This is a genomic window from Flavivirga spongiicola, from assembly GCF_030540825.1.
Classification (GTDB): domain Bacteria; phylum Bacteroidota; class Bacteroidia; order Flavobacteriales; family Flavobacteriaceae; genus Flavivirga; species Flavivirga spongiicola.
The window spans coordinates 1,068,014-1,092,281 of sequence record NZ_JAUOEO010000001.1 but is presented as its reverse complement, the minus strand read 5'-3'; the positions used below and the strand labels follow the sequence as shown (position 1 = coordinate 1,092,281).

Here is a 24,268-nt window from a genome sequence, read left to right as displayed (position 1 = left end):
GGAGGATTTTTATGAAAAACACTTCAAAAACAGCTTTAGGCTTAGGATTGACACTTTCCTTTCCGTCTTTTATAATGGCTGAGAAAGACTCATTGTTTTTTAAAATATCATTAGCACAATGGTCATTGCATAGGAGTTTGAGAAGTGGGAAACTTACCACATTTGATTTTCCTGCAAAAGCTAAAAATGATTTTGGTATTCACGCAGTAGAATATGTCAATCAGTTTTTTCTGGATAAAGCTAAAGATTTGACATTTTTAAAAGAACTGAAACAACGTACATCTGATCTAAATGTCAAAAATGTTTTGATTATGATTGATGCAGAAGGGGAACTAGGGGATCAAAATAAAAAAGCGAGATTTCAAGCTGTAGAAAATCATTATAAATGGGTAGAAGCTGCGCAATTTCTTGGCTGTAGTTCTATTCGTGTTAACATTAATGGTAAAGGAAGTAGCATAGATGTTGCAAAAGCAGGGGAGAACAGTTTAAGACAATTATCCAATTTTGCTAAAGATTACTCTATTAATATAATAGTCGAAAATCATCAAGGCTATTCTACACATGGAGATTGGTTGTCGGAAATCATGAAAAATGTCAATCTTAGTAATTGTGGTACTTTACCAGATTTTGGCAATTTTTATGAATACGACAGATATCAAGGTGTGAAGGACATGATGCCTTTTGCAAAAGGTGTCAGTGCTAAAACCAATAATTTTGATGCCCTAGGAAATGAAACGCAAATTGACTATGTTAAAATGCTCCAGATTGTAAAAGATATGGGATATACTGGTCATATAGGAATTGAATATGAAGGATCAGACGATGATGAAGGTAAAGGTATTCGATTAACAAAAGAGTTATTAATTAAAGCTGCAAGAGGAATCAAATAAAAGTGTGCAAATGAAACTATTAAATCAGGTATTTATCATTACAGGTGCCACAAGTGGTATGGGGAAAGCTATTGCTATTTTATACGCAAAAGAAGGAGCTAAATTAATACTGAGTGGAAGAAATATTGAAAGAGGGAATGCGCTTGTAAATGAATTGAAACCTGTAACTAATGATATCATTTTTCATGCTGGGGATGTGAGTAAGCCCGAAGTAAATCAGGAACTGGTTTCCAAAGCTATTACCACTTATGGAAAACTTACAGGTATTGTAACCAATGCAGGAGTATTAGGATTAGGAAATATAACCAACATAAGCATTGAAGATTGGCACACCACTTTAAATACAAATTTTAATTCGTTCTTTTATTTATGCAAATATGCTATTTCACATATTAAAAAAGAAAAAGGAATCATCATCGCCAATGCCTCGATAGCTGCATTTAAGTGTTTCCCAAATCATGCTATCTATTGTGCGTCAAAAGCTGCATTAGTCACTCTGGTAAAACAAATGGCTTTAGATTATGGTCCAGAAATACGAATCAATGCTATTTGCCCAGGACCTGTAGATACGCCACTTATTTGGGATTCAGCAAATGCGTTTGAAGACCCTAAAAAAGCAGTTGATGATGCAAGAAAAGCGACTTTATTAAAACGTTTGGGTACACCAGAAGATATTGCTAAAACGGCATTATTCTTAGCCTCAGATGATGCTTCATGGATTACGGGTACTGCATTGACCATAGATGGAGGCATTATGGCAACTAGTTAATTTAGGTATGAAAATAAAAATACAATTGGCAGTAATGATGCTGTTCCAATATACTATTTGGGGAGCATGGTATGTTACCCTAAGCTCTTATTTAGGAACAACATTACAATTTGAAGGAACACAAATAGGTTTGATATATGGTTCATTTGCATTGGCTGCTATTATTTCACCTGCTATTGTGGGAGTATTATCTGATAAATTGTTTTCAGCTCAAAAAGTTTTAGGTGTTTTACATGTTATAGGAGCTGTTTTATTGATAGCAATCAGTTACCAGCACACCTATCAATGGTTTTATATCTTTGTTTTTATTTACGCATTGTGTTATATGCCCACTATTGCATTGACCAATACTATTGCCATGAGACATTTGAAACGCCCTGATAAGGATTTTGCAAATATCAGAGTATTTGGTACCATTGGATGGATTGTTATGGGTTGGGTTGTTGCATACTATAAATTAGAGCTAAGTGCATCACCAATATTGATAGCCAGTTTATTATCATTTATTCTGGGTGCATTTGCATTTTTATTACCTAAAACATTACCAGAATCTATAAGAGGAACAAAAGGAATTAAACAATGGTTGGGATTAGATGCATTATCATTATTTAAAAATCGCTCGTTTATGGTTTTAATAATAGCTTCACTTCTTGTGTCGATACCACTATCGTTTTATTACAGTTTTACCAACTTGTTTTTAAATGATATAGGTGTAGAAAATGCTGCAGGAAAAATGACATTAGGGCAGTTGTCAGAAATTGGATTTATGCTCCTCTTACCTGTTTTTTTTAGGTACTTTGGAATTAAAAGAGTTATGATTATTGCTATGTTTGCATGGGGGATACGATATTTGTTTTTTGCCTATGGATCGATTGATTTTATGGCGCTTCTCTATTTAGGAATCATTATACATGGTATTTGTTACGATTTCTTTTTTGTGGCGGGTCAGGTGTATGTAGATCAAAACTCACCTAATGAATTAAAAAACTCTGCACAAGGGTTATTGACGCAGGCTACCTATGGGGTTGGTATGTTTCTGGGTACATGGTTATCTGGACGTGTAGTAGATTATTATACTATAAATGAGGTCTATAATTGGCAAAAAATATGGATTATACCTAGTTGCATTGCTTTTGGAGTGATGCTGTTATTTGCCTTAGTTTTTAAAAATAAAAAAGAAATTATTGAAAATGAAATCAATGAATAAATTAAAAGTACTTATTGCAGGTTGTGGTAATATGGGCACATCACATGCCAGAGCTTATCATCAATTAAATGAATTTGAAATAGTTGGTCTGGTAAGTCGTAGTTCAGGTAGTAGAGAACGGTTATCAAAAGAACTTGGAGGTCTGCCCATGTTTAGTGATTTTGACCATGCGTTAGCAGAAGTAAAACCTGATGTGGTTTCTATCAATACCTATCCAGATACGCATGCTGCTTATGTGAAAGCAAGTTTAAAAGCGGGAGCGCATGTATTTGTAGAAAAGCCACTTGCTACTACTGTAAAGGAAGCAGAAGAATTAGGAAAATTGGCTAAAGAGCAAAATAAAAAACTGGTGATAGGCTATATTTTACGTGTACACCCAGCTTGGACAAAATTTGTAGAAGTGGCTCAAACACTTGGTAAGCCTTTGGTAATGCGGATGAATTTGAACCAACAAAGCTCTGGTGACCAATGGTATACGCATAAGCAATTAATGAATTCGATGTCTCCAATAGTAGATTGTGGCGTTCATTATGTAGATATTATGTGTTTAATGACAGAATCAAAACCTATAAGTGTAAGTGCTATTGGAGCTCGGTTATCTGATGAGATTCCAACAAACATGTATAACTATGGTCAATTACAAGTGCGTTTTGAAGATGGTTCTGTAGGTTGGTACGAAGCAGGTTGGGGGCCTATGATGAGTGAAACCGCTTTTTTTGTAAAAGATGTAATAGGACCTAAGGGAGCTGTTTCTATTACAGATAATGTAAAAGAGGAATCGCAGGATATAGAAGGACATACCAAAACAAATAATCTAAAATTACACCATAGCTTGTTAGATGCTTCTGGTAACTTCTCTAAAAAAGACGAGTATTTAAGCACAAAAGATGAGCCAGATCACGATGGTCTTTGCTTGTTAGAACAAGAGTTTTTGTTAAAAGCCATTAAAGAAGATTTAGATCTTACCGCTCATGTAAATGATGCTATAAATAGCTTAAAAATTGTTTTGTCAGCAGATGAAGCATTTAAAACTGGTAAGACAATTAACCTTTAGAAATAATAAGGTATAATTTCAGAAAAACACGATATTATTTAACTAGTAACTCTATGTATTAATTACATAAATTGGATAATGGAAGAATCTCAAAAGATAAGAATTGCACTTATTGGTCTTGGAGACATTGCTCAAAAAGCTTATTTGCCAATAGCAGCAAATCATTCTAAAGTTGAACCTATTCTTTGTACAAGAAATAAAAAAGTATTAGAACAACTCGCTATAAAATATCATATAGATAGTGTTTTTACAGATATAGATGAGTTGATTAAAACGAGGCCTGATGCAGCGATGGTCCATAGTTCAACAGAAAGTCATTATTTGTATACTTCTAAATTATTAAATGCTGGAATTCCTATATTTGTAGATAAACCACTTTCTTATTCTTTACATGAGTCAGAGAAATTGTTAAACTTGGCAACACAGAAACAATTGTTGCTCTATCTTGGATTTAACCGTCGCTTTGCTCCTTTAATCCAGTCGTTAAAGCAAGAAGAAAGTCCAGTTCAAGTTTTTTGGCAAAAGAACAGGGTAAATTTACCTGGAGATCCAAGAGCATTTGTTTTTGACGATTTTATTCATGTTGTAGATAGCCTTCTTTTTTTAGCCAAAGGACCAATTGAGAATATTAATATTTTCTCGAAGCTTCAAAATAATAAATTAGAAAGCTTACAAGTTCAATGGCAGCAAAATGGCACATTGCTTAATGGCACTATGAACCGTATCAGTGGGGTGACAGAAGAACGGGTAGAATACTATTCCAATGGAAATAAATGGGAAATAAATGAATTGGTTTCTGGTTTTCATTATAAAAATAACATACAACATATAATCAAGTTCGATAATTGGAAAAGTACTTTATACAAAAGAGGTTTTATAGATTTGTTTGAAGATTGGTTACTGGCCTTAAGTAAAAATCAATTTGATGCAAATCGTATCCAAGACATTTGGAACACTCATAGTTTATGTGAATCAATAGTAGGTGAAATTTTATAAAATATGTTTGTTTGTTAAAAATTCAAGGTAATAGAATTTCTAATACATAGTTTGGGTTAAATCTAAAAGGAAATGGAACTGATTTACTTATAGATAGTAAGAAAATGTTAATAATCTATTTATTTATCTATCTACCTATAATTTAGTCTTTTGAAATAATTACCTTGCAGGAAATTTAAACTTACAAAATATTGAAAAGAATATTATTTTTTGTACTAATAACTTCTTCCCTAACAAAAATTCAAGCCCAGTGTAATCCCCCTCAAACCATTACTATTTGCGATATGACCATAATTGATGGTGATAGTAATGGAACCCCAGATGGTATTATTAATTTGTACGATGAGTACAACGCAGTATCAGGAGGTCCCCCTATTTCTCTGGCAATAACGGGTACTTGGTTTGATCCAAATTTTAGTTTTGCGCTTGATGAAACAACAGGAGATCTGTATTTATGGGATTTATCAAATGCTTCAAGAACGACCACCGATTATCAATTTATAATTAATAATGCCAGTTGTGGTAGTGGTCCCGCAGTAACTCTTAACTTGATTTTAGGACCATTTTCTGGTGATGCACTGCCAATAATTAATGCAGATGATGTAAATATAGAAATTTGTGATGCGGGCTCTACACCAATAAATGGATGTATTTTGATGCCAGACATAGATCTTTTTCAGGCTTTAGAGTCTGTTCCAAGTCCACACCTTAACGGTACGTGGGTATATAACGGGAGTAGCCCTAATTTTGTGAGCTTAGTGGGCTCTAACTTAACGGTGACTATTCCATACCAACAAGGGCCTCCTCTGGTGGATGAAGAAACGTTTGAGTTTACTTATACGGTAATAGGCATGCCGCCATGTAATATGCCTCTTGCACAGACAACTGTAAATGTTTCAATTGTCAGGCAAGTATTTTCTGGATTTGCTCAAAATAAACGTATTTGTGAAACGGACATATTAAACGGGAATTATGATGCGGATATTGATTTAACCGACGATCAATTCTTATTATTAGAAGATATTGAAGGTGTCTGGAGCACTGATCTATTTGGAGAAATAACTTCGCCGGTAGATTCAGAAATAAACATAAGAAACATTTATCAACAAATAGTAGCTGGTAATCCAAAGTTTGGATGTAGAGAAGTGGATTTTACTTATTCGGTAGACCAACGTTCCGGAGTTTGTGGAGATGCGTCTTCTACAATTAGCTTTAAAATATATGAATATATAAGGCCATTTAACCAACAAACCACTACACCGTTTGAGTTTTGTGAAGATGCTGTCTCCATGCCAGCTTCAGTAAATTTATATGATCAATTAGAGTTTACAACAGAGAATGGTGTTTTATTTGATTATAATAGGAGCTCTTGTACAGATTGGAATTTTATTTCAGGTCCGTCAGATTTAGGTTTAGTATCCAATACTTCCGGTGACCCTTGTACGCCTTCGCTAGGATATTCTTCATTAGGAACCGTTAATTTATTAAATGCAGATCCAGGGATTTATGTTTTTGAATATGTGGTTCATCCAGAATATAACTGCTATCCTGATTTATTTGAGGTATTAAATTATAATCCGAATATCTGTGCTCCCAGTATTGACCTAAGCGGATTTTGTAATGAAGAACGTGCTCAGGTAACCCTTACGATTCATCCTAAGAATTATGCAGGAGAAGATACTTCAGGGTTACAGTTTTGTGAAACTGATCCGACCATAGCCAACCCGTTGGATTTGTTTACTTTATTAACGACAAATGGTATTGATGACCCTATTTATCAAGGATCTTTTGGGACTTGGGTGGATCTTTCAACAGGAAGCATTGTTGCAAACCCGGTTACGTTACCAAATGTAAATGGTCAGCAAACATTTAATTACTTGTACAGTACAACCACTTTAAATAATTGTGTAGATAGAGCCAGTTTGTCTTTTACGGTGTACGAAGAATATCAGTCCGGTATTAGTAATACCATAGATGTTTGTAATACAAATGCCGCTTTTAATTTATTTGATAGACTAGGAGGAAGCCCAAATACAACTGGAACCTGGTCTGGGCCAAATGGATTTACGACAACAGATCATAATGCCATGTTCGATCCTATGTCGTCTGATGCTGGAGATTATACATATACGGTTCCAGATAATGTTGATGGTACAGGTGTTCTTATGTGTTCTGGTAATTCAGCAACCATGACAGTTGTACTCCATCAAAGCCCTAGTGCTGGAAGTGATGGCTTATATTCGGTATGTCGTTCAGATTCACAAATAGATTTAGTCAATTATTTAAGTGCTACGGCAGATTCGGGAGGTACATTCGTCGATCTGGACACTACAAATGCCCTTTCAGGAAGTTTGTTGGATGTTTCTCGATTAACAGCAGAGACGTACAGATTTCAGTATGAAATTCAAGGGCATGCGTCCTGTAGTTTGAGTACAGCCATCATTTCAATCATGGTCGTAGAGGTTGCTGTTCCTACAGCCATTAATCAAACGTTTTGTGCGAATCAAGGTGCTACAGTTTCAGATCTTCAGGCAAGTAATGGTATAGATTTTAATTGGTATGATACGGCAACTTCAACAAACCCACTTCCATTAGGAACTGTTTTAATAGATGGAGAAGATTATTATGTTTCTGCTTTAGATAGTGATAATTGTGAATCGGAACGCGTACAGATAACAGTTGCTATTTTACCATTAAACCACGCGGATTGTGAACCTTGTTTTAAAGATGGTATTTCTGTTAATGGAGATGGTGAAAATGATGACTTTGATTTATGTGGCTTACCTACCGTATTTCCAAATTTCGAATTAAACATTTACAATAGATTTGGATCTATTGTTTATAAAGGAAATAAGAATACACCACTTTTTAAGGGTATTTCTAATGTAGCATTAACCATTGGAGAAGAATTACCATCTGGAGTCTATTTTTATGTATTCGATCCCAAAGACGGAGTCACTGACCCTATGCAAGGAAATTTTTATTTAAGCAGATAATAAGTCATTTATAGAATGAAAATTAAAATATTTATAGTATTCATAATATGTGGGTTATCTGCATATGCCCAACAAGAACCCCAGTATACACAATACATGTATAATATGGGTCTGGTAAACCCTGGTTATATGATTAACGAGCCTAGTATTGTACAAGTAGGGAGTTTGTACCGTACACAATGGGTAGGTATAGAAGGTGCACCAAAAACGGCTAATGTATTTGCGAATATTCCTTTAAGCGAAAAAATAGAGTTAGGTGTAAACTATTTAAATGATAATATAGGAGGGAAGATAAACCTGAGCGAAAATGTATTTAATATTAACGCAGCCTATAAAATTAATATTAAGGATAATTTAAATCTGTCCTTTGGTATTAAAATGGGATTCGACCATTTAAATTTTAGCAGTTTGGGCAGTAATGTTAGTGGAGATCCGTTGTTTCAAAATTCAAATAAAACCGTAATAAATATTGGTGCCGGCGCCTTTTTATTTCACAATAATTATTATATAGGATTATCATCACCCAATCTTATTCCGAGCGATTTAAATATTAATAGTGGCGTATTGTACAAAGACAAACCACATGTGTTTTTAATTGGAGGCTATGTGTTTGATATTAATAGTGCATTTAAATTAAAACCGTCTACAGTGGTTAAGTATGTTACAGGAGCACCATTATCGTTTGATGTTTCTACAAATGTACTTTATCAGGATATGTTCGAATTAGGGGTGTCATACCGATATCAAGATGCCATTTCTGGATTAGCTGGTATTAATATTACTCCACATTTAAAAGTGGGGTATGCTTACGATTTTAATACCAGTCAATTAAAAACTTTTAACAATGGAAGTCATGAATTTATATTGCTCTATAGATTTGATGTGTTAGGTTTAAGTAAAAAATATTCATCTCCAAGATTTTATTAATTATGATAAAAAAAATAACTTTCATTGTTATAGCTTTATTGGTAGCACAGATGTCGTTTGCACAAAAAAAAACGATGGCGGATCGGTTTTTCCAAAAAGGAGATTATATAAAAGCGGCTGAATATTATGAGAAGGAACTTAAAAAAGAACGCCATAAAAAAGCTATAGAAAATATAGCTGTTTGCTATTATAATATATTTGAATATCGCTTGGCCTCAAGATACCTTAAGCAATTAATAAAAGGGAAATATGTTGAGAAAGATAAAACGTATAACAACGCGTATAATTTTAAATTATACCAAGTATTATCAGCTTTAGGAGATTATGAAACAGCTTTAGATTATTTTAAACGATATAAAGAAAATGAGTCGATTTCTTTAAATAAAGCAGAGTCTATTGACATTATAGAAGCATTTAAATTAAAAACTCCAGATTATAAGATTAAAAAGAGTCAATTTAACTCTGATGCATCCGATTTTGGAGCTGTAAAATTTAACGATAGTGTTTATTTTACTTCCGATAGGGATAATAAACAACTTTTAAGAAAAAAGTATAAATGGACGCATCAATCTTTTCTTGATATCTATGCCGTAAAAGTCAATGAGAATAATGATACCATAGGAGCCGTTAAATCACTTACAAAAACAATAAACTCTAAATTACATGAAGGTAATTTCTGTTTTACGAGTGATGGAAATACCCTTTATATTTCAAGAAGTAACTATACAGACGGAAAGAAAGAGTTTAATGAGCAATCTGCTAATAATATTCATTTATATAAAACGACTCGAACCCATGGTAAATGGAGTAAATTAGAAAAGTTAGCATTTAATAAAAACGGATTTTCTTATCAGCATCCAGCTTTGAGTCCAGATGGAAAGAAACTCTATTTTTCATCAGATATTGAAGGCGGCTATGGTAGTTTTGATTTGTATTATGTGACTATTGAAGTAGACGGAGCTTTTAGTGAACCAGTCAATTTAGGACAAACCATTAATACCGAAAATAGAGAACATTTTCCATTCATATCACAACAAGGACATTTGTTTTTTGCATCTAATGGGCATTTAGGCTTAGGGATGTTAGATAATTTTGTTTCAGAATATGTTAATGAGACCTTTACAAAACCTATTAATTTAGGAGCGCCTATTAATTCTCGATACGACGATTTTAATTTGAACTATCACGATGCTAAAGAAGGATTCTTTTCTACAAATAGAAATAAAAAGAACGATGAAATTTTCAAGTTTAAACAAACGGGAGAAATTTTTATAAGAGAATATATTAATAGGTTTGAAGTAAGGGATATTGACACTAAAGCATACATTCCAAATGCTGAGGTGGTATTAAAAGATAAAAAAGGAAGTGAAAAGTATACCAATACCCTAGATTCTTTAGCCTTTTTCAATATTAATTTACTAGCAGATAGCTATGAGTTTACAGCTAAAAATGAAGCGTATCTGCCCAATACATTAAGTGTAACGGTTATTGAAGAGCAAGATCAAAAACACGTGTTGTATTTAAAGAAAATCCCACCACCACCTCCAGTAGACCCTGTAGAAGTGATCATTGCAGAAAAGAAAATCGATAAAAAATTAAAAGAAGAAGACCCTAAACGGTTTGAATTGTTAACAGATGTTGAAGGGCCACCAGTCGTTGAAAAAAATGGCAAATTGTTTTTTCAGTTAGCTCCTATTTATTTCGATTTTGGCATGTGGAATATCAGAGCCGATTCTAAGAAAATATTAGATGAATTAGCAGCTAAATTAGAACGGTATCCAAATATTTATTTAAAAATAAGTTCACATACAGATAGTAGGGGAACGGTACGTTATAATCAGATTTTATCAGAAAGACGCGCAGAATCCACAAGAAATTATTTAGCATTGGAAGGGTTTATTAATGCACGTCGAATGAAATTTCAAGGCTTTGGAGAATTAGAACCCATAGTACCATGTCCTATGCTAAATTGCACCGATGAAGAGCATCAGTTAAACAGGCGTAGTGAATTTGAGATTGTTAAGTATTAGAAAATTTAATTATGAGTAAATACAAGTGCGTTATTTTTGATTGCGATGGTGTATTGATTGATAGTGAAATGATAGCCACTAAAACGATGGTAGATATGGCTAATGATTTGGGCGTAAGTATTGAAATAAAAGATGCTTTGAGTCAATTTAAAGGGAAGTCCTTTAGTACCTGTATGGAAATCGTTTCAACTTTATTGGGAAAACCATTGCCTGAAACATTTGAAGCAGATTATAGAGCGAAAAGCTTTGAGGCCTTTAAAGAAAATATTAAGCCTATTGCCGGTATTAAAACCGTATTACAACATTTAGAATTGCCTTTTTGCACAGCGTCCAGTGGTCCAGAAGATAAAATCCGACTTAATTTGGGACTCAGTGGTTTATTGCCATTTTTTGAAAATAATATTTTTAGCTGTTATACCATTAAAAAATGGAAGCCAGACCCCGCTATTTTTTTATGGGCAGCGGAAACTATGGGATTTAAACCTAGTGAATGTGTTGTGGTTGAAGATAGTTTAACTGGAGTAAGAGCTGCAAAAAGTGGTGGTTTTGATGTTTTTGGGTTTACTGCTCATGATTATGATAATGAGTTAGAGAAAGAGGCTACTAAGACGTTTGGTAGTATGTCGGAGTTTTTAGAGATGATATAACCTATCTTGATCTTAAAGCTTTACCAAGTATCATCTTCCGATATTTTATTAAAATCTGTTATTTTTTGCAAAGTAAAATCTAATATTTTTGAAGACTTCTTAAAAAAAAACCTTTTAAATGCTGTATTGTCTTTATTTAAGATCTCATCTTCAATGTCTACTACTTGTTTACCTAAACTATCACGACGTTTTTCAATTAACTTAATAGATTTTAGAGTGACCCTATATTGTTTTTCTTTAAATTCTATGACAGTGAATGCTTTTACATGATTTAGACTAACCATATCTGGTGCTGACAAGTATGATGACCCATAGGTTTTGTAATCTGGAGAAAGTTGATTGATTTTAGCTGTTAATTTTTTTTCATTTACTATGATGATATCCTCAAAATAACTAGAAGTTCTCATGACTTCTATTAGTTGTTTCTTTGTTAGGTCTGTATCATAAACTTTTTGCCAAATGACTTGTCCGTTTTTTATTTTAAAATGGTCAGATTTGGAGGTGGTAAATCCAAATATAAATGTTGAGCAAAGGAGGAGAAAAAGGGATTTCATATAAAGGGCTTATTAAAAGTTATTGTTTTCATTTTCAAAAACTATACCATGATTTAAACCAATATGATCTTCTTTAGTTTTTAATTATAATACTATAAGTAGTTAAATCAGCTATGGTGTTTTAAAACAGAAAACGCAGATTGAATATGATTTATTTGTTTATAAATGTGAGTTTTCGAGTTGTAATCGTTTCGTTATTTACCATAATCGTTTTTGTTTTTATAATAGCAGAAATGGTGTCAAAAGTATTGCCTCTGTCTGAGATAACTTCATAATGCAATCGAAGTTTAGATGTAGAATCCGTTATTTTTTGATAATCAATTTTGGTGACATTTTTAATGATAATTTCTCTCGTAGTATTAGGTAGAATTAGCAGTGTATCGGCAAGTTTATTAAGTTGAAGCTTAATATCGTTTTCAAATTCTGGATGATGCTTTTGTAATAAAGATAAATCATAATATTCTTGCAATTTTTGCTCTGCCAAAGTGGTTATACTAAAACCTGTGTTTTTAGTTTCATAACCAGACAAGTCATCACTTTCTTCAACCATCATAGGCGCAGCACTTTCTCGGTTCTCATCTTTATTATTCATACACGAGCCCAAAATCACAAAAATCAATAGATATCCTAGTTTTTTCATTCTATCATAAATTTAAGTTTTACAACTTTGCCATGACTATATTTTTTATCAAGAATTTTAATATGTTTTAAACTATTGGTTGGTATAGTAAGTGTTCTTATAAAATCGTCTTTAGAATATATTTCAATACCAATATTATTTGGGAACATCTGATAAATTTGAGCATGGTCAGCAATAAGTTGTTGTAATTGTTGTTTGCGTTTTTTCCAATCTTTAATATTACCATTGGTGTAATAATCCAGCATTAAGGCATAATCATCCGTAGTAAGTCTAACCGTTTGGTTTGAGTTTGCATCAATGTGTCTAACAATAGTATCCGTTTTATGGTAGGGCGATTGCACAACAAATGTAATTTTATCTGATTTTGTTGTATAGCTAAAACAACCCGTACTATCTGTCTTAAAAAACAAAGGAGACTGTTGGGCTTGCAATAATTTAATGTCTAGTGCTATATTGGTAATGGGTTCCCCTTTGTCCTCATCGACAAAACAAAAGTGAAATTCGTTTTTAGCTACTACTTTAAAAATAAATACTAAAAATAAAGCTGCCATTAGTAAACCTACAATTTTTATAAGGCTTCCTCTTTTAGATGGTGTTTTTGTGTTTGTATGAGTACTTTTAAATGCTTCCCAATTATAACAACCAACATATACACTTAAGAGATTTAAAATATCAATTCGAGGTAGTTTTTCAGGATCATTTTTAAAGTAGGTGTAAAACCATTTCTCACTCACCTTAGCCTTTACTTTGCTAAACAGGTCTTCCTGAAAGTCAGTTATAGTGTCGCCCTTCCAATCTTCTATAGCCTCAGGCGCACTATAATTTTTTAAAAAAGTAGCGGCAATGGCATGTTTAAGCGTTGAAAATAAATGTTTTTCCGAGCGATTCAATATAGGTGTATCTAATTGATATACAGTTTTAAACGAAATTGTAAATAGTTTACAAAGGTATTACAAGCGCTTTTCAAAGCCTCATAAATATTTGGCTATAGGTTTGCTCTAGTAATTCTTAAAAATATAAAATTATGAACGTAAAACAATTCAATTCAGTATTAAAAATAAGTGTATTCGCTTTATTATGTTTAAGTATAGGGGCTTGTAATCAAGCTATGGAAAATAAAGATTATGCTTTAAGTAAAGTAGATGTTACAGAAGAACATGCTGCATATGGGACGGAGACCAATGACGACGTTTCTTTGTCGCCTCAAGCAGAAATTAAAATGCCTAAAGAATTAAAAATTATTAAATCTGCTAAAGCGAGGTACAAAGTAGCCAATGTAAAAATGACAACACATAAAATAAGACAGCTTGCAGGGAAGTATGAAGCCTACATTTCTGATTTACGATTTGAAAATAACCTACATAGCATAGAAAATAGATTTACAATAAAAGTACCAAAACAGTATTTTGATGTGCTTATGGACTCAATTAAAAATATTGTAGAGTTTGTAGAGTATGAAAATGTTACGACTAAAGACGTAAGCGAGGAATATGTAGACTTAGAAACACGTTTAAAAACAAAGCTAGAAGTAAAACAACGCTACGAAACAATTTTACGTAAAAAAGCAAAAACAGTTGAAGATATTTTAGCAACTGAGGAAAAACTACGCATCATTCAGGAGGAAATAGAGTCTGCACAAGGGCGTTTAAAATTCTTAACCAATAAAGTAGCTTATAGTACGATACAAATAGATTTGTACGAAACTGTAGCCTATAAGGAAGCACCCGAAAGTTACTCCAAAACATTCCTGTCTAAGACAAAAGAAGGATTTAGTTTCGGGTGGAACATTATAAAGAGCATAGTGCTTGGCATCATTTACCTTTGGCCTATAGCCGTTTTAAGTATTTTTATTTTCTTTTTTGTCAGAAAACGTTTGAGAAAGAAAGTATAATACCAATTATGATTTAAAATGAGCTATAGAAAACGACATTGCTTTTTTGTTTTAGCCTGCTTCGAGTTATTTGCATAGCCTTAGCTATGGAAATGATGAGTAAAGTGATAAAACTAAATAATGAATGAGTTTGACTGGCTTATTTTAAATCATAATTGGTATAAAACCTTTATTTTTGTTTTAATGCAAAGAATGCTTCAAAATTATATTCCAGAAACCGCCATGCCTCAAGTATTAAAGCTTTTAGAGCACGATAACTTAGTGGTGAAAATTAAAAGTGAACGTAAAACCCGTCATGGTGATTATAAGGGATTACCAAATGGGAAACATCAAATAACCATTAATTCAAATTTAAATGCATATCGATTTTTAATCACGTTAATACATGAAATTGCCCATTTTGAAGCCTATAAAACCTATGGTAGATTTATAAAACCACATGGTATAGAATGGAAACGGAGCTTTCAGCATTTAATGCTACCCTTTTTAAATCCAAATATTTTTCCGGATCATTTGTTGCCGCTTTTAGCAAAACATTTTAGAAATCCGAAGGCGAGTAGTGATACCGATGTCCATTTAGCATTAGCATTAAAACAGTTTGATGAACCAAATAATAAAACCTATGTTTTTGAAGTTCCTTTAGGTAGTATCTTTAAGTTGTATAATGGTAAAGTGTTTAAAATGGGACGTAAACGCGTAAAACGTTTTGAGTGTATTGAAGTTAAAACAGGAAAGTTGTATCTTTTCAACCCTAATGCTGAAGTTGAAATCGTAATTCCCTAGTTTATGCTGAGCGTAGTCGAAGTATAGGCAGGAATCTCATGAAACGAGACTAAATATAAAAAAAGAGTTTGTAGGCTCTTATTTAAACGATAATTAAACAAATCCCTATTTTTAGTGGAAATAAAAATAAATAAATGAGTAAAAACTATTATGCCATTTTAATGGCAGGCGGTGTTGGTTCTAGGTTTTGGCCTGTAAGCACTCAAGATTTTCCTAAACAATTTCACGATATGTTAGGAACGGGTGACACGTTGATTCAGAAAACCTTCCATCGTTTAGCAAAATTAATACCTGAGGAAAATATTTTTATTTTAACCAATGAACGTTATAATGATTTAGTTTTAGAACAATTACCAAGTATTACAAAGCGGCAGGTAGTTTTAGAACCCGCTATGCGAAATACAGCGCCTTGCATATTGTATGCATCATTAAAAATTCAAAAAGAAAACCCAGAGGCTGTTATGATTGTGGCACCAAGTGATCATTGGATTGAAGATGAAAATGCCTTTTCAGATAATGTACAACAGGCTTTCGATTTTTGTTCTAAGAATGATGCATTAATGACACTAGGTATTCAGCCTACGTTTCCAAATACCGGATACGGATATATTGAGTTCGATAAGTCTTCAGAAGAAACAATAAAATCTGTTAATCAGTTTAAAGAAAAACCTGTTTACGAGGTGGCAAAACAATATATAGCACAAGGCAATTTTTTATGGAATGCCGGTATTTTTATGTGGAGTGTGACTTCTGTGATAAAAGCGTTTCTAAATAATCAACCAGAACTTTTTAAACTTTTTGAACAAGGAATTGATGTTTATAACACCGATTTAGAAGATGATTTTATCCGAGACAATTATGGTAAGGCAGAAAATATTTCGGTGGACTATGCCATTATGGAAAAATCCAGTAATGTATATGTGATTGCTGCGGAATTTGATTGGAATGATCTTGGTACTTGGGGAAGTTTATACGATAAGTTAGATAAGGATGAAACCAAAAATGCAGTAGTGAACGCCAGGACCTTAGCAGAGGACGCTTCTGGAAATATGATTCGTACTAAGGACGATAAAATAGTAGTCGTTGATGGTTTACAAGATTATATCATTGTAGATAAAGATGAGGTTTTGCTTATCTTTCCTAAGAAAAAAGAGCAGGATATTAAAAAAGTACTCCAAGGAGTGAAGGATAAGTTTGGAGAACATTATGGGTAATATATAATTATGAGTGAAGAAAGTAAATTCAATTTTTCGGAAGAGGAAACCAATCAGGACAAAGCCGTTGAGCAATCAAAAGAAGCTGTAAAAAAAGATGCTAAAGGCTTGTTTCAAAGCATTAAAACTTTTATGGTCGAATTACTTGATTTTCGCCATGATACAGATAGAGATGCAACTATAGATGCTATTAAAGGAGATATAGCTTTTAAAGGAGCGACGGCTTGGATTTTAATCTGCTCTATATTTGTAGCTTCGGTTGGTTTGAATGCAAACTCTACAGCTGTGGTTATTGGAGCCATGTTAATTTCTCCTTTAATGGGACCAATCCTAGGTATTGGAATGTCTATCGCAATTAATGATATAGATACGCTTAAGAAATCATTAATAAACTTGGCTACTATGATTGTGTTGAGTTTGCTAACGGCATTTTTATTTTTTTGGCTATTTCCACTAAGTGAAGAAACGTCCGAATTGCTTGGAAGAACAAAACCAGATATTCGTGATGTACTAATTGCTTTTTTTGGTGGCTTGGCATTAATTATTGCACGTACTAAAAAAGGAACCATTGCTTCGGTTATTTTTGGTGTTGCTATTGCCACAGCTTTAATGCCGCCATTGTGTACAGCTGGTTATGGATTAGCTGAAGGAAATTGGGCGTTTTTTAGAGGTGCGATGTACTTGTTCACAATTAATACGATGTTTATTGCTTTAGCAACATTCATAGTATTAAAACTTCTTCGCTTTCCAATGCTTAAATATGCGAATTCTAAAAAACGTAAACGGACAGCACAGTTAGCATCATTATTAGCAATAATAGTTATGATTCCAGCTGTTTTAACATTTTTAGATGTGTTGAAAGATAGTGGTTATCAGATAGATTATAATAATTTTGTTAAAGATGAAATAAAGTCTAATCATGAGCTTTGGTTTCAAAATGGAACACTAAACACTAGTGACGAAAAAATAACGCTCTATTTCAATGGAGAAATTACAAATGCTACAGAAGCTGATCTTAGAAATGAATTGAAACGTTATGATAAGATTAAAGAGTTTGATCTTGAAATAAATGGAAATAAAAATAGAAGTATTGATAAAATTTCTGATGCTTATGATAGGGCTATTAAAGAATTAGATCAAAAGGATAATATCATCTCCGGTTTGCAAAAACAAATCGTAGGCTTGCAAGTTGAAGTCACAGAACTAAATAAGAAAATAGAAAGTAATGTGTCTCAAAAGAATTCAGTTTCATTTACCAATTTATCGAGAGATGCTAAAGTAAGGTTTAGTGACCTGCAGTATTTTAGTTATGCTAAAATGCTTGAATCTAAAGATTTTATTAAGATTGATACCATTGCTGTCGCTCATATAAAATGGAGAAAATCCTTAAAGGATAGTTTGGTTTTAATAAAGCAAAAAGAGTTAAGTAAATGGTTGAAACAAAAACTGAAATTAGATACGTTGGTAGTTAAAAAGGTTGATTAACTTTTCAAGTTTAAAATAAAACAATACGATGAAAAATAATGTTTTAGGCATCATTTTAATGACTCTTTTGTTGATGTTTTCATGTAAAGAAAAACGAGAAACAAATCAGATTAAAGGTGCTTCAAAAAGCACACCAAGCCTAGATTTAGTTTGGCAAACGGATACGCTTCTAACTACTAGTGAGGCAGTTCTCTATAATAAAGTACTAGATATCATTTTTGTCTCTAACGTTAATAATTCTCCATGGGAAAAAGATCATAATGGTTTTTTATCAACTATAGATAATAAAGGAAATATTTTGGAGTTAAAATGGCTTGAAGGTTTAAGTGGCCCTAAAGGGATGGGAATTTTTAATGATAAATTATATGTAAACGATATTGATAGAATTGTAGAAGTAGATATAAAAACACAAAAGATAATTAACACCTATGCTGTTGATGGTGAACCTCATTTAAACGATATTACAGTAAGCCCTGAGGGCATTGTATATGCGTCTGGATCCAATACAAATTCGATTTATGTTTTAGAAAATGGAGTCGTTCGCATTCTTAAAATAGATACAGAGGGGCGATTGAATGGATTACTACATCAAAAAGGAAATGTATTCTTTGCGGATTCTGGAAAACAATGTTTTGGAAGCTATGATTTAAATTCAAATACTTTTAAAATACTTACAGAGACCATTGGTCACGGAGATGGTATTGTAAAGTTAGAAAACGGTGATTTTATCGTGTCTGATTGGAAGGGACAAATTTTTTATATTGATGCAACCAATTGGAAAAAAACACTACTGCTTGATACACGAGAGAAAGGTATTTACGCAGCGGATATTGATTATATTCCTGAAACACAGATGTTACTTGTGCCTACCTTTTTTCATAATAGTGTCATGTGCTACAAACTTAATTTGTAATAGTAGAAATGAGATAATATTACATAAAGAAGAAAACAATTATTTATTTTCCTCTAAGTACATTTTACGAACTTTCTTAAATAAATTTGAAGAATATACAAAGTCTGTAACCACTTCATTGTCAGTTTTAAAAATGGTTTGATTAGAGCCTTCCCAAGCTTTTAGTCCATTTTTTAAAAACACAATTTTCTCACCAATCTCCATAACGGAATTCATGTCATGTGAATTAATGACAGTTGTAATTTGGTATTCATCGGTAATCTCTTGGATAAGATTGTCTATAACGATGGCCGTTTTAGGATCAAGTCCCGAATTAGGTTCATCACAAAATAAGTATTTCGGATTATTTACTATGGCTCTGGCAATAGCAACACGTTTTTGCATCCCTCCAGAGGCTTCACTAGGCATTTTATTATGGGCATCGTCTAAATTCACACGCTTTAAAACAAAGTTGACACGGTCTTCCATTTCACTTTTATCTTGATTCGTGAACATTTGCAAAGGAAACATAACATTCTCTGCAATGGTCATAGAATCAAATAAAGCACTTCCTTGGAATACCATACCAATTTTAGCACGTAGATTCCGTTTTTCATCTTCTGTTAATTGTGAAAATATTTTTCCATCATACGAGATAGAACCTTCTTCATAATCAAACAACCCTAGCAAACATTTAAGGAAAACAGTTTTTCCAGAACCACTTTGCCCAATAATAAGATTCGTTTTTCCTTTGTCAAAGCTTGTGCTAATGCCCTTTAAAACTTCAACACCACTAAACGATTTATGTAAATCTTTTACTTCTATCATTGGCCTAGCATCATATCGGTTAATATATAATTTAACAGTATAATTACAACTGATGTCCAAACAAAAGCTGTTGTACTCGCCTTTCCAACCTCAAGAGCGCCGCCTTTCATATAATAACCATGAAAAGAAGGAATGGTGGCAAGAATAAAAGCAAAAACGAAAGTCTTTATAAAAGAATAAATTATATGAAAAGATTGAAAGTCGGTTTGAATTCCTAAAACATAATCTTCTAGCGATGTATAACCACCAAAAACACAAGCGGCCATACCTCCAAGAATCCCTAAAAACATTCCTATAGCAATAGCAAAAGGGTATAAGAGTAATGCAATTGTTTTAGGCAAAACCAAATAATTTAAAGAATTTATTCCCATGACTTCTAAAGCATCTATTTGCTCGGTAACACGCATGGTGCCTATACTGGATGTTATAAAAGAACCAACTTTCCCTGCCATTATTATGGAGGTAAAAGTTGGAGCGAACTCTAATACAATGGACTGTTTGGTAGCAAATCCAACTAAATATTTAGGAATAAGAGGATTGTTTATGTTTAAGGCGGTTTGAATCGTTATAACACCACCAACAAAAAATGATATAAATGCCACAATACCAAGTGAACCTATAACCAAATCGTCAATATCTTTAAATATTAATTTCTTCATCACAGACCATTTTGTAGGCTTGCGAAACATCTCAACGATCATTAAAAAATAAGCCCCAATGTTATGAAGATATGTCATATAAAAATTTGTTAGTGCTAAAGTAAAAAAAGTTAATGGTATTTAACCTTAATTTTTAATTTTGATGTTTTAAAATCTGTATTTTTGAATCTTTAAAATAAAATTGTTATGATAAGAAATATATTTTCACTCTTTTTGGTTTTCTTTTTTTGCTTGTCTTGTAAGGCACAAAATCAAGTTGTAGGTAAAGAAGTAACCAATGTTGTTGAATCTAATCCAAAGTTAGTAGTAGGCATTGTTGTAGACCAAATGCGATATGATTACTTAACCCGGTTTTATAATAGGTTTGGTGAAGGTGGTTTTAAACGTATGATGGATGAAGGTTTTAATTGCAAAAACAATCATTTTAATTATATACCAACCTATACAGGACCTGGTCACGCATCAGTTTATACAGGCACAACACCTAAGTATCATGGTATTATTTCGAACAACTGGTATGATAAAGAAATTAAAAAGATGGTGTATTGTGCAGAAGATGGTTCTGTTCAATCTGTTGGTACTAAAAGTGCTGCAGGGCAGATGTCTTCTCATAGAATGAAAACTTCAACATTTGCTGATGAAAATAGGTTATTTACTCAAATGAGAGGAAAGACTATTGGTATTTCGATTAAAGATAGAGGTGCTATTTTACCCGCTGGGCATACAGCGAATGCTGCCTATTGGTTTCATGGGAAGAATGAAGGCCATTGGATTTCCAGTTCGTTTTATTTGAAGGGTTTACCAAATTGGGTAAAGGATTTTAATGCTTCAAAAACAGCAGAATCTTATTTGAAAGTTTGGAATACATTGTATGATATCGATTCGTATATAGAGAGTGGAAGCGATTTAAATGAATTTGAAGGCGGGTTTAAGGGGAAAGAAACGGCAACTTTTCCTTATGATTTAAATGCTTTAAAAGAAAAAAATGGGGGCTTTGATATTTTAAAATCTACTGCCTATGGAAATAGTTTAACCGCAGACTTTGCTTTAGCAGCATTGGACGGAGAACAATTAGGAAAAGATGCGATTACAGATGTTTTAACGGTTAGTTTCTCTAGCACAGATTATATAGGGCATAATTTTGGAGTAAATTCAAAAGAAATTGAAGATACTTATCTACGTTTAGATAAGGATCTAGAAAGATTATTTAATACTCTTGATGCCAAAGTAGGAAAAGGAGCGTATACCGTCTTTTTAACTGCAGATCACGGAGCAATAGATGTGCCAGCATATTTACGTTCTGTTAAAATTCCTGCAGGATATTTAAAGAATTCTGAGCGTAAAGAAAAATTTCAAAAATTTCTAAAAGATAGTTTTGGAACAACAGATATTCTGGAAAATATTAGTAACAACCAGATTTTCTTAAATAGAGAAAAAATTAAAGCATTAGGGTTAGACTTAAATGATGTTCAGAATGCTATTGTAAATGAACAGATGACTTATAAGAACATTTCAAAAGCTTATACAGCAACGACGATGAGTTCTGTTGATTTTACTACTGGAATTGAAGCTTTATTGCAAAAAGGATTTAATCAAAAAAGATCCGGAGACGTATTATTGGTGGATGATCCTGCTTACATTTCTTATGGGAAAACCGGATCTACACATGGTAGTGGTTTAAATTATGATACCCATGTGCCTCTTTTATTTTTTGGAAAAGGTATAAAAAAGGGACAAACTGTTCAAAAAACAGTAATAACAGACATTGCTCCAACGATGTCCGCACTTTTAGGGATTAGCTTTCCAAATGGAGCCACTGGACTACCATTAGAGTTTGTTTTAGATTAGCGCATGAATAAAAAAACCATTTACTCCCTAATAGCAATTCTTATTGTTTTTGGAATTTATGGCTATGAGTTTTTTTTAAATCAAGAAGAAACGCTTGAAATTGTTGAAACAGGTAAAGAAGTAAAGAATAATACGAATGAATATTTCTTGCCTGTAAGTACAACAAATCAAATAATTCACCATGAAGGGTATTCACTATCTTATAGTGAACTGCATGAACAAGCCGAATGGGTTGCTTACGAATTAAAAAAAGAACATTTATCTAATAGCCATTTTGAACGTCCTTATTTTGAAATAGATAAAGCAGTAAAAACTGGAGCAGCACATTGGAGAAACTACAAAAATTCTGGATATGATCGAGGACATTTGTGTCCTGCAGGAGATAGGAGATACAGCCAAAAAGCTCATGATGAAACATTTTTAACAAGCAATATTAGCCCACAAGAACATCAATTTAATTCTGGTATTTGGAACAAACTTGAGCAGAAAGTGCGCTATTGGGCAAGTAAATATGATGGTGTTTTTGTCATTACAGGAGGTGTTTTAAAAGGCGATATGGAAACTATTGGGGATGATGAGGTATATGTGCCAAATCAATTTTATAAAGTGTTAATTGATAATAATTCGGGGAAAACAAAAATGATTGCATTTTTAATGCCACATAAAAAATCGGATGCACCATTATATGAATTCGTTGTTTCTGTAGATGCTATTGAAGCTTTAACAGGAATAGATTTTTTTCCTCAATTAGACGATGCTTTAGAAACTCAACTTGAAGCTTCTAGTAGTTATAAAGGATGGAGTTTTTAAATAGTTATGTTTTGTCATTCCCTCGAAGGAGGGAATCTTATATATTGAACTTCTTTATCTAAATTTACCAAGCATCCCTTTCCAGCGTAAATCACGAATAAATACGCCTTCTTGCTCAGATACTAAATATGCAATGTTGCTTTTTTTAGCTTTAAAATAGCCAGACATATAGTTTTTAAATAACGTAAAACTTCCTTTTTTGTAAGCTAATTTCATTGCAGAGATTAGGGTAATAATAAAGCCATAGCGCATTTTGTACATGGCTTCTCCCTGTAAATATTTTGAAGCTTTATTGTAACTCATACCTGTAGGTTTTAGATGCTTTACTTTTAAAGATTCATCAGTTAAAATATCCCAATCATAAAATTTGGCTAACAACTCATCAACAGTATCCCAACCCATAGATGGTTTGAGCTTTCCAATTTGAAGAAAACAGTCTTTTCTATATGTTTTTAATGCACCACGAATATGGTCTTTTCTTGTTAAGTTTTCTAATATCCAATCATTATTCTTTTCTATATAACAGAAGCCTGAAGCCATGCCTAGTCTTTTATTTGCCTTATAGTGATTAGATAACTGTTCTAAATAATTATTGGGAAAAATAAGATCGGCATCAAACTTACAAATCACATCGTAATTATCATCCAAAGTTTCATAACCTTTGTAAAAGGCATTGATGATTTTTGACCCTGGTAAATGTTCATTAGATGATTTAGAATTTATTAAAGAAACCCAAGAATATTTTTCAGTATAAACTTCAACAATATCCTGTGTTTTATCAGTAGAATTGTCATTAACAACTATAATACGTTTTGGTAATAGTGTTTGCTTGGTCAACGAATCTATAGTGAGCCCTATAGAACTTTGCTCATTGTGTGCTGGAATAATGATGTAGAAATTCAAAATTGAAGTTTATTGGTCCCAAATTTAGTTAAAACTATATATTTTAATGCATTTCGCTTTTCAGCTTCTAAAATTTTTTCTGCCACTAATTTTACAAATTGTCACAAATTCATTATCGTGAATTCTCAAATGATATTCCTCATTTCACGAAGCAGACTTTCAGTTTGCCAAACAAACTTATGGGCTTTTAGCCCATAGCGATTTAGTTATTCAAAGTTAAACTCTTTCTGCGTAAATAATATAAT

General features: G+C 32.7%; 22 protein-coding genes. 16 read left to right on the top strand and 6 right to left on the bottom strand.

The window, feature by feature from the left end:
* Nucleotides 1-11: 11 nt before the first annotated feature.
* From Q4Q47_RS04170 to Q4Q47_RS04130, 9 genes are all read left to right on the top strand, one after another.
* Entirely contained in the window at nt 12-890 is an 879-nt protein-coding gene (locus Q4Q47_RS04170; RefSeq protein WP_303305387.1) for a sugar phosphate isomerase/epimerase family protein, read from the top strand.
* A gap of 10 nt (nt 891-900) precedes the next feature.
* Complete coding sequence (locus Q4Q47_RS04165) at nt 901-1,659, top strand: SDR family NAD(P)-dependent oxidoreductase (protein ID WP_303305386.1); 759 nt, start codon at nt 901-903, stop codon at nt 1,657-1,659.
* Between the two features lie 7 nt (nt 1,660-1,666).
* The gene (locus tag Q4Q47_RS04160; protein WP_303305385.1) at nt 1,667-2,866 is read left to right on the top strand and encodes a nucleoside permease; all 1,200 of its coding nucleotides are present in this window, start codon (nt 1,667-1,669) and stop codon (nt 2,864-2,866) included.
* Nucleotides 2,859-3,920 carry a Gfo/Idh/MocA family oxidoreductase gene (locus Q4Q47_RS04155; protein ID WP_303305384.1) on the top strand — a complete coding sequence of 354 codons (1,062 nt, stop codon included), beginning with the start codon at nt 2,859-2,861 and terminating at the stop codon, nt 3,918-3,920. Before Q4Q47_RS04160 ends, Q4Q47_RS04155 begins: the two co-directional genes overlap by 8 nt.
* Before the next feature lie 78 nt (nt 3,921-3,998).
* On the top strand, nt 3,999-4,916 hold the full coding sequence (locus Q4Q47_RS04150; RefSeq protein WP_303305383.1) for a Gfo/Idh/MocA family protein: 918 nt from the start codon (nt 3,999-4,001) through the stop codon (nt 4,914-4,916).
* Between the two features lie 191 nt (nt 4,917-5,107).
* Nucleotides 5,108-7,912 carry a gliding motility-associated C-terminal domain-containing protein gene (locus Q4Q47_RS04145; RefSeq protein ID WP_303305382.1) on the top strand — a complete coding sequence of 935 codons (2,805 nt, stop codon included), beginning with the start codon at nt 5,108-5,110 and terminating at the stop codon, nt 7,910-7,912.
* Between the two features lie 15 nt (nt 7,913-7,927).
* Nucleotides 7,928-8,839, top strand: coding sequence for a PorP/SprF family type IX secretion system membrane protein (locus Q4Q47_RS04140; protein WP_303305381.1), 912 nt, complete (start codon nt 7,928-7,930; stop codon nt 8,837-8,839).
* A 2-nt stretch (nt 8,840-8,841) separates the two neighbouring features.
* Nucleotides 8,842-10,869 carry an OmpA family protein gene (locus tag Q4Q47_RS04135; RefSeq protein WP_303305380.1) on the top strand — a complete coding sequence of 676 codons (2,028 nt, stop codon included), beginning with the start codon at nt 8,842-8,844 and terminating at the stop codon, nt 10,867-10,869.
* Nucleotides 10,870-10,880: 11 nt separating this feature from the next.
* Nucleotides 10,881-11,516 (top strand): HAD family hydrolase, encoded by a 636-nt coding sequence (locus tag Q4Q47_RS04130; RefSeq protein WP_303305379.1) that lies wholly within the window; start codon nt 10,881-10,883, stop codon nt 11,514-11,516.
* A 20-nt stretch (nt 11,517-11,536) separates the two neighbouring features.
* On the opposite strand, the gene Q4Q47_RS04125 is transcribed toward Q4Q47_RS04130, so the two are convergent.
* The 3 genes from Q4Q47_RS04125 to Q4Q47_RS04115 all read right to left on the bottom strand — a co-directional run bounded on the left by Q4Q47_RS04125 (nt 11,537) and on the right by Q4Q47_RS04115 (nt 13,600).
* A complete protein-coding gene (locus Q4Q47_RS04125; RefSeq protein WP_303305378.1) occupies nt 11,537-12,070 on the bottom strand; it encodes a hypothetical protein in 534 nt (177 codons plus the stop codon).
* A gap of 151 nt (nt 12,071-12,221) precedes the next feature.
* Nucleotides 12,222-12,710: a hypothetical protein gene (locus Q4Q47_RS04120; RefSeq protein ID WP_303305377.1), complete on the bottom strand. Its 489-nt coding sequence runs from the start codon at nt 12,708-12,710 to the stop codon at nt 12,222-12,224.
* Nucleotides 12,707-13,600: a hypothetical protein gene (locus Q4Q47_RS04115; RefSeq protein WP_303305376.1), complete on the bottom strand. Its 894-nt coding sequence runs from the start codon at nt 13,598-13,600 to the stop codon at nt 12,707-12,709. Before Q4Q47_RS04115 ends, Q4Q47_RS04120 begins: the two co-directional genes overlap by 4 nt.
* A gap of 134 nt (nt 13,601-13,734) precedes the next feature.
* On the opposite strand from Q4Q47_RS04115, the gene Q4Q47_RS04110 reads away from it, so the two are divergent.
* The 5 genes from Q4Q47_RS04110 (at nt 13,735) to Q4Q47_RS04090 (ending at nt 18,996) form a co-directional block, all read left to right on the top strand.
* Complete coding sequence (locus Q4Q47_RS04110) at nt 13,735-14,601, top strand: DUF4349 domain-containing protein (RefSeq protein ID WP_303305375.1); 867 nt, start codon at nt 13,735-13,737, stop codon at nt 14,599-14,601.
* Nucleotides 14,602-14,784: 183 nt separating this feature from the next.
* Nucleotides 14,785-15,384: a SprT-like domain-containing protein gene (locus Q4Q47_RS04105; protein WP_303308440.1), complete on the top strand. Its 600-nt coding sequence runs from the start codon at nt 14,785-14,787 to the stop codon at nt 15,382-15,384.
* A 134-nt stretch (nt 15,385-15,518) separates the two neighbouring features.
* The gene (locus Q4Q47_RS04100; protein ID WP_303305374.1) at nt 15,519-16,598 is read left to right on the top strand and encodes a mannose-1-phosphate guanylyltransferase; all 1,080 of its coding nucleotides are present in this window, start codon (nt 15,519-15,521) and stop codon (nt 16,596-16,598) included.
* 9 nt (nt 16,599-16,607) lie between these two features.
* Nucleotides 16,608-18,083 (top strand): DUF389 domain-containing protein, encoded by a 1,476-nt coding sequence (locus Q4Q47_RS04095; protein ID WP_303305373.1) that lies wholly within the window; start codon nt 16,608-16,610, stop codon nt 18,081-18,083.
* Nucleotides 18,084-18,111: 28 nt separating this feature from the next.
* Nucleotides 18,112-18,996 carry a hypothetical protein gene (locus Q4Q47_RS04090; protein ID WP_303305372.1) on the top strand — a complete coding sequence of 295 codons (885 nt, stop codon included), beginning with the start codon at nt 18,112-18,114 and terminating at the stop codon, nt 18,994-18,996.
* Between the two features lie 39 nt (nt 18,997-19,035).
* Here Q4Q47_RS04090 and Q4Q47_RS04085 read toward each other — a convergent pair whose 3' ends face one another.
* Together Q4Q47_RS04085 and Q4Q47_RS04080 are read right to left on the bottom strand one after the other, a co-directional pair.
* Entirely contained in the window at nt 19,036-19,803 is a 768-nt protein-coding gene (locus Q4Q47_RS04085) for an ABC transporter ATP-binding protein (protein ID WP_303305371.1), read from the bottom strand.
* Nucleotides 19,800-20,540, bottom strand: coding sequence for an MlaE family ABC transporter permease (locus tag Q4Q47_RS04080; protein ID WP_303305370.1), 741 nt, complete (start codon nt 20,538-20,540; stop codon nt 19,800-19,802). Before Q4Q47_RS04080 ends, Q4Q47_RS04085 begins: the two co-directional genes overlap by 4 nt.
* A 108-nt stretch (nt 20,541-20,648) precedes the next feature.
* Between Q4Q47_RS04080 and pafA the strand changes: the two genes are divergently transcribed.
* Both pafA and Q4Q47_RS04070 read left to right on the top strand, forming a co-directional pair.
* Complete coding sequence (pafA, locus tag Q4Q47_RS04075; RefSeq protein WP_303305369.1) at nt 20,649-22,310, top strand: alkaline phosphatase PafA; 1,662 nt, start codon at nt 20,649-20,651, stop codon at nt 22,308-22,310.
* Between the two features lie 3 nt (nt 22,311-22,313).
* The gene (locus Q4Q47_RS04070; protein WP_303305368.1) at nt 22,314-23,120 is read left to right on the top strand and encodes a DNA/RNA non-specific endonuclease; all 807 of its coding nucleotides are present in this window, start codon (nt 22,314-22,316) and stop codon (nt 23,118-23,120) included.
* 54 nt (nt 23,121-23,174) lie between these two features.
* Here Q4Q47_RS04070 and Q4Q47_RS04065 read toward each other — a convergent pair whose 3' ends face one another.
* On the bottom strand, nt 23,175-24,023 hold the full coding sequence (locus tag Q4Q47_RS04065) for a glycosyltransferase family 2 protein (protein WP_303305367.1): 849 nt from the start codon (nt 24,021-24,023) through the stop codon (nt 23,175-23,177).
* Between the last annotated feature and the right edge of the window lie 245 nt (nt 24,024-24,268).

Excerpts from the sequence above, each read along its gene's own strand:
- Q4Q47_RS04170 (WP_303305387.1), top strand. The coding sequence starts at position 12 with ATGAAAAACACTTCAAAAACAGCTTTAGGCTTAGGATTGACACTTTCC.
- Q4Q47_RS04165 (WP_303305386.1), top strand. The coding sequence starts at position 901 with ATGAAACTATTAAATCAGGTATTTATCATTACAGGTGCCACAAGTGGT.
- Q4Q47_RS04160 (WP_303305385.1), top strand. The coding sequence starts at position 1,667 with ATGAAAATAAAAATACAATTGGCAGTAATGATGCTGTTCCAATATACT.
- Q4Q47_RS04155 (WP_303305384.1), top strand. The coding sequence starts at position 2,859 with ATGAATAAATTAAAAGTACTTATTGCAGGTTGTGGTAATATGGGCACA.
- Q4Q47_RS04150 (WP_303305383.1), top strand. The coding sequence starts at position 3,999 with ATGGAAGAATCTCAAAAGATAAGAATTGCACTTATTGGTCTTGGAGAC.
- Q4Q47_RS04140 (WP_303305381.1), top strand. The coding sequence starts at position 7,928 with ATGAAAATTAAAATATTTATAGTATTCATAATATGTGGGTTATCTGCA.
- Q4Q47_RS04135 (WP_303305380.1), top strand. The coding sequence starts at position 8,842 with ATGATAAAAAAAATAACTTTCATTGTTATAGCTTTATTGGTAGCACAG.
- Q4Q47_RS04130 (WP_303305379.1), top strand. The coding sequence starts at position 10,881 with ATGAGTAAATACAAGTGCGTTATTTTTGATTGCGATGGTGTATTGATT.
- Q4Q47_RS04125 (WP_303305378.1), bottom strand. The coding sequence starts at position 12,070 with ATGAAATCCCTTTTTCTCCTCCTTTGCTCAACATTTATATTTGGATTT.
- Q4Q47_RS04120 (WP_303305377.1), bottom strand. The coding sequence starts at position 12,710 with ATGAAAAAACTAGGATATCTATTGATTTTTGTGATTTTGGGCTCGTGT.
- Q4Q47_RS04110 (WP_303305375.1), top strand. The coding sequence starts at position 13,735 with ATGAACGTAAAACAATTCAATTCAGTATTAAAAATAAGTGTATTCGCT.
- Q4Q47_RS04105 (WP_303308440.1), top strand. The coding sequence starts at position 14,785 with ATGCAAAGAATGCTTCAAAATTATATTCCAGAAACCGCCATGCCTCAA.
- Q4Q47_RS04100 (WP_303305374.1), top strand. The coding sequence starts at position 15,519 with ATGAGTAAAAACTATTATGCCATTTTAATGGCAGGCGGTGTTGGTTCT.
- Q4Q47_RS04095 (WP_303305373.1), top strand. The coding sequence starts at position 16,608 with ATGAGTGAAGAAAGTAAATTCAATTTTTCGGAAGAGGAAACCAATCAG.
- Q4Q47_RS04090 (WP_303305372.1), top strand. The coding sequence starts at position 18,112 with ATGAAAAATAATGTTTTAGGCATCATTTTAATGACTCTTTTGTTGATG.
- Q4Q47_RS04085 (WP_303305371.1), bottom strand. The coding sequence starts at position 19,803 with ATGATAGAAGTAAAAGATTTACATAAATCGTTTAGTGGTGTTGAAGTT.
- Q4Q47_RS04080 (WP_303305370.1), bottom strand. The coding sequence starts at position 20,540 with ATGACATATCTTCATAACATTGGGGCTTATTTTTTAATGATCGTTGAG.
- pafA (WP_303305369.1), top strand. The coding sequence starts at position 20,649 with ATGATAAGAAATATATTTTCACTCTTTTTGGTTTTCTTTTTTTGCTTG.
- Q4Q47_RS04070 (WP_303305368.1), top strand. The coding sequence starts at position 22,314 with ATGAATAAAAAAACCATTTACTCCCTAATAGCAATTCTTATTGTTTTT.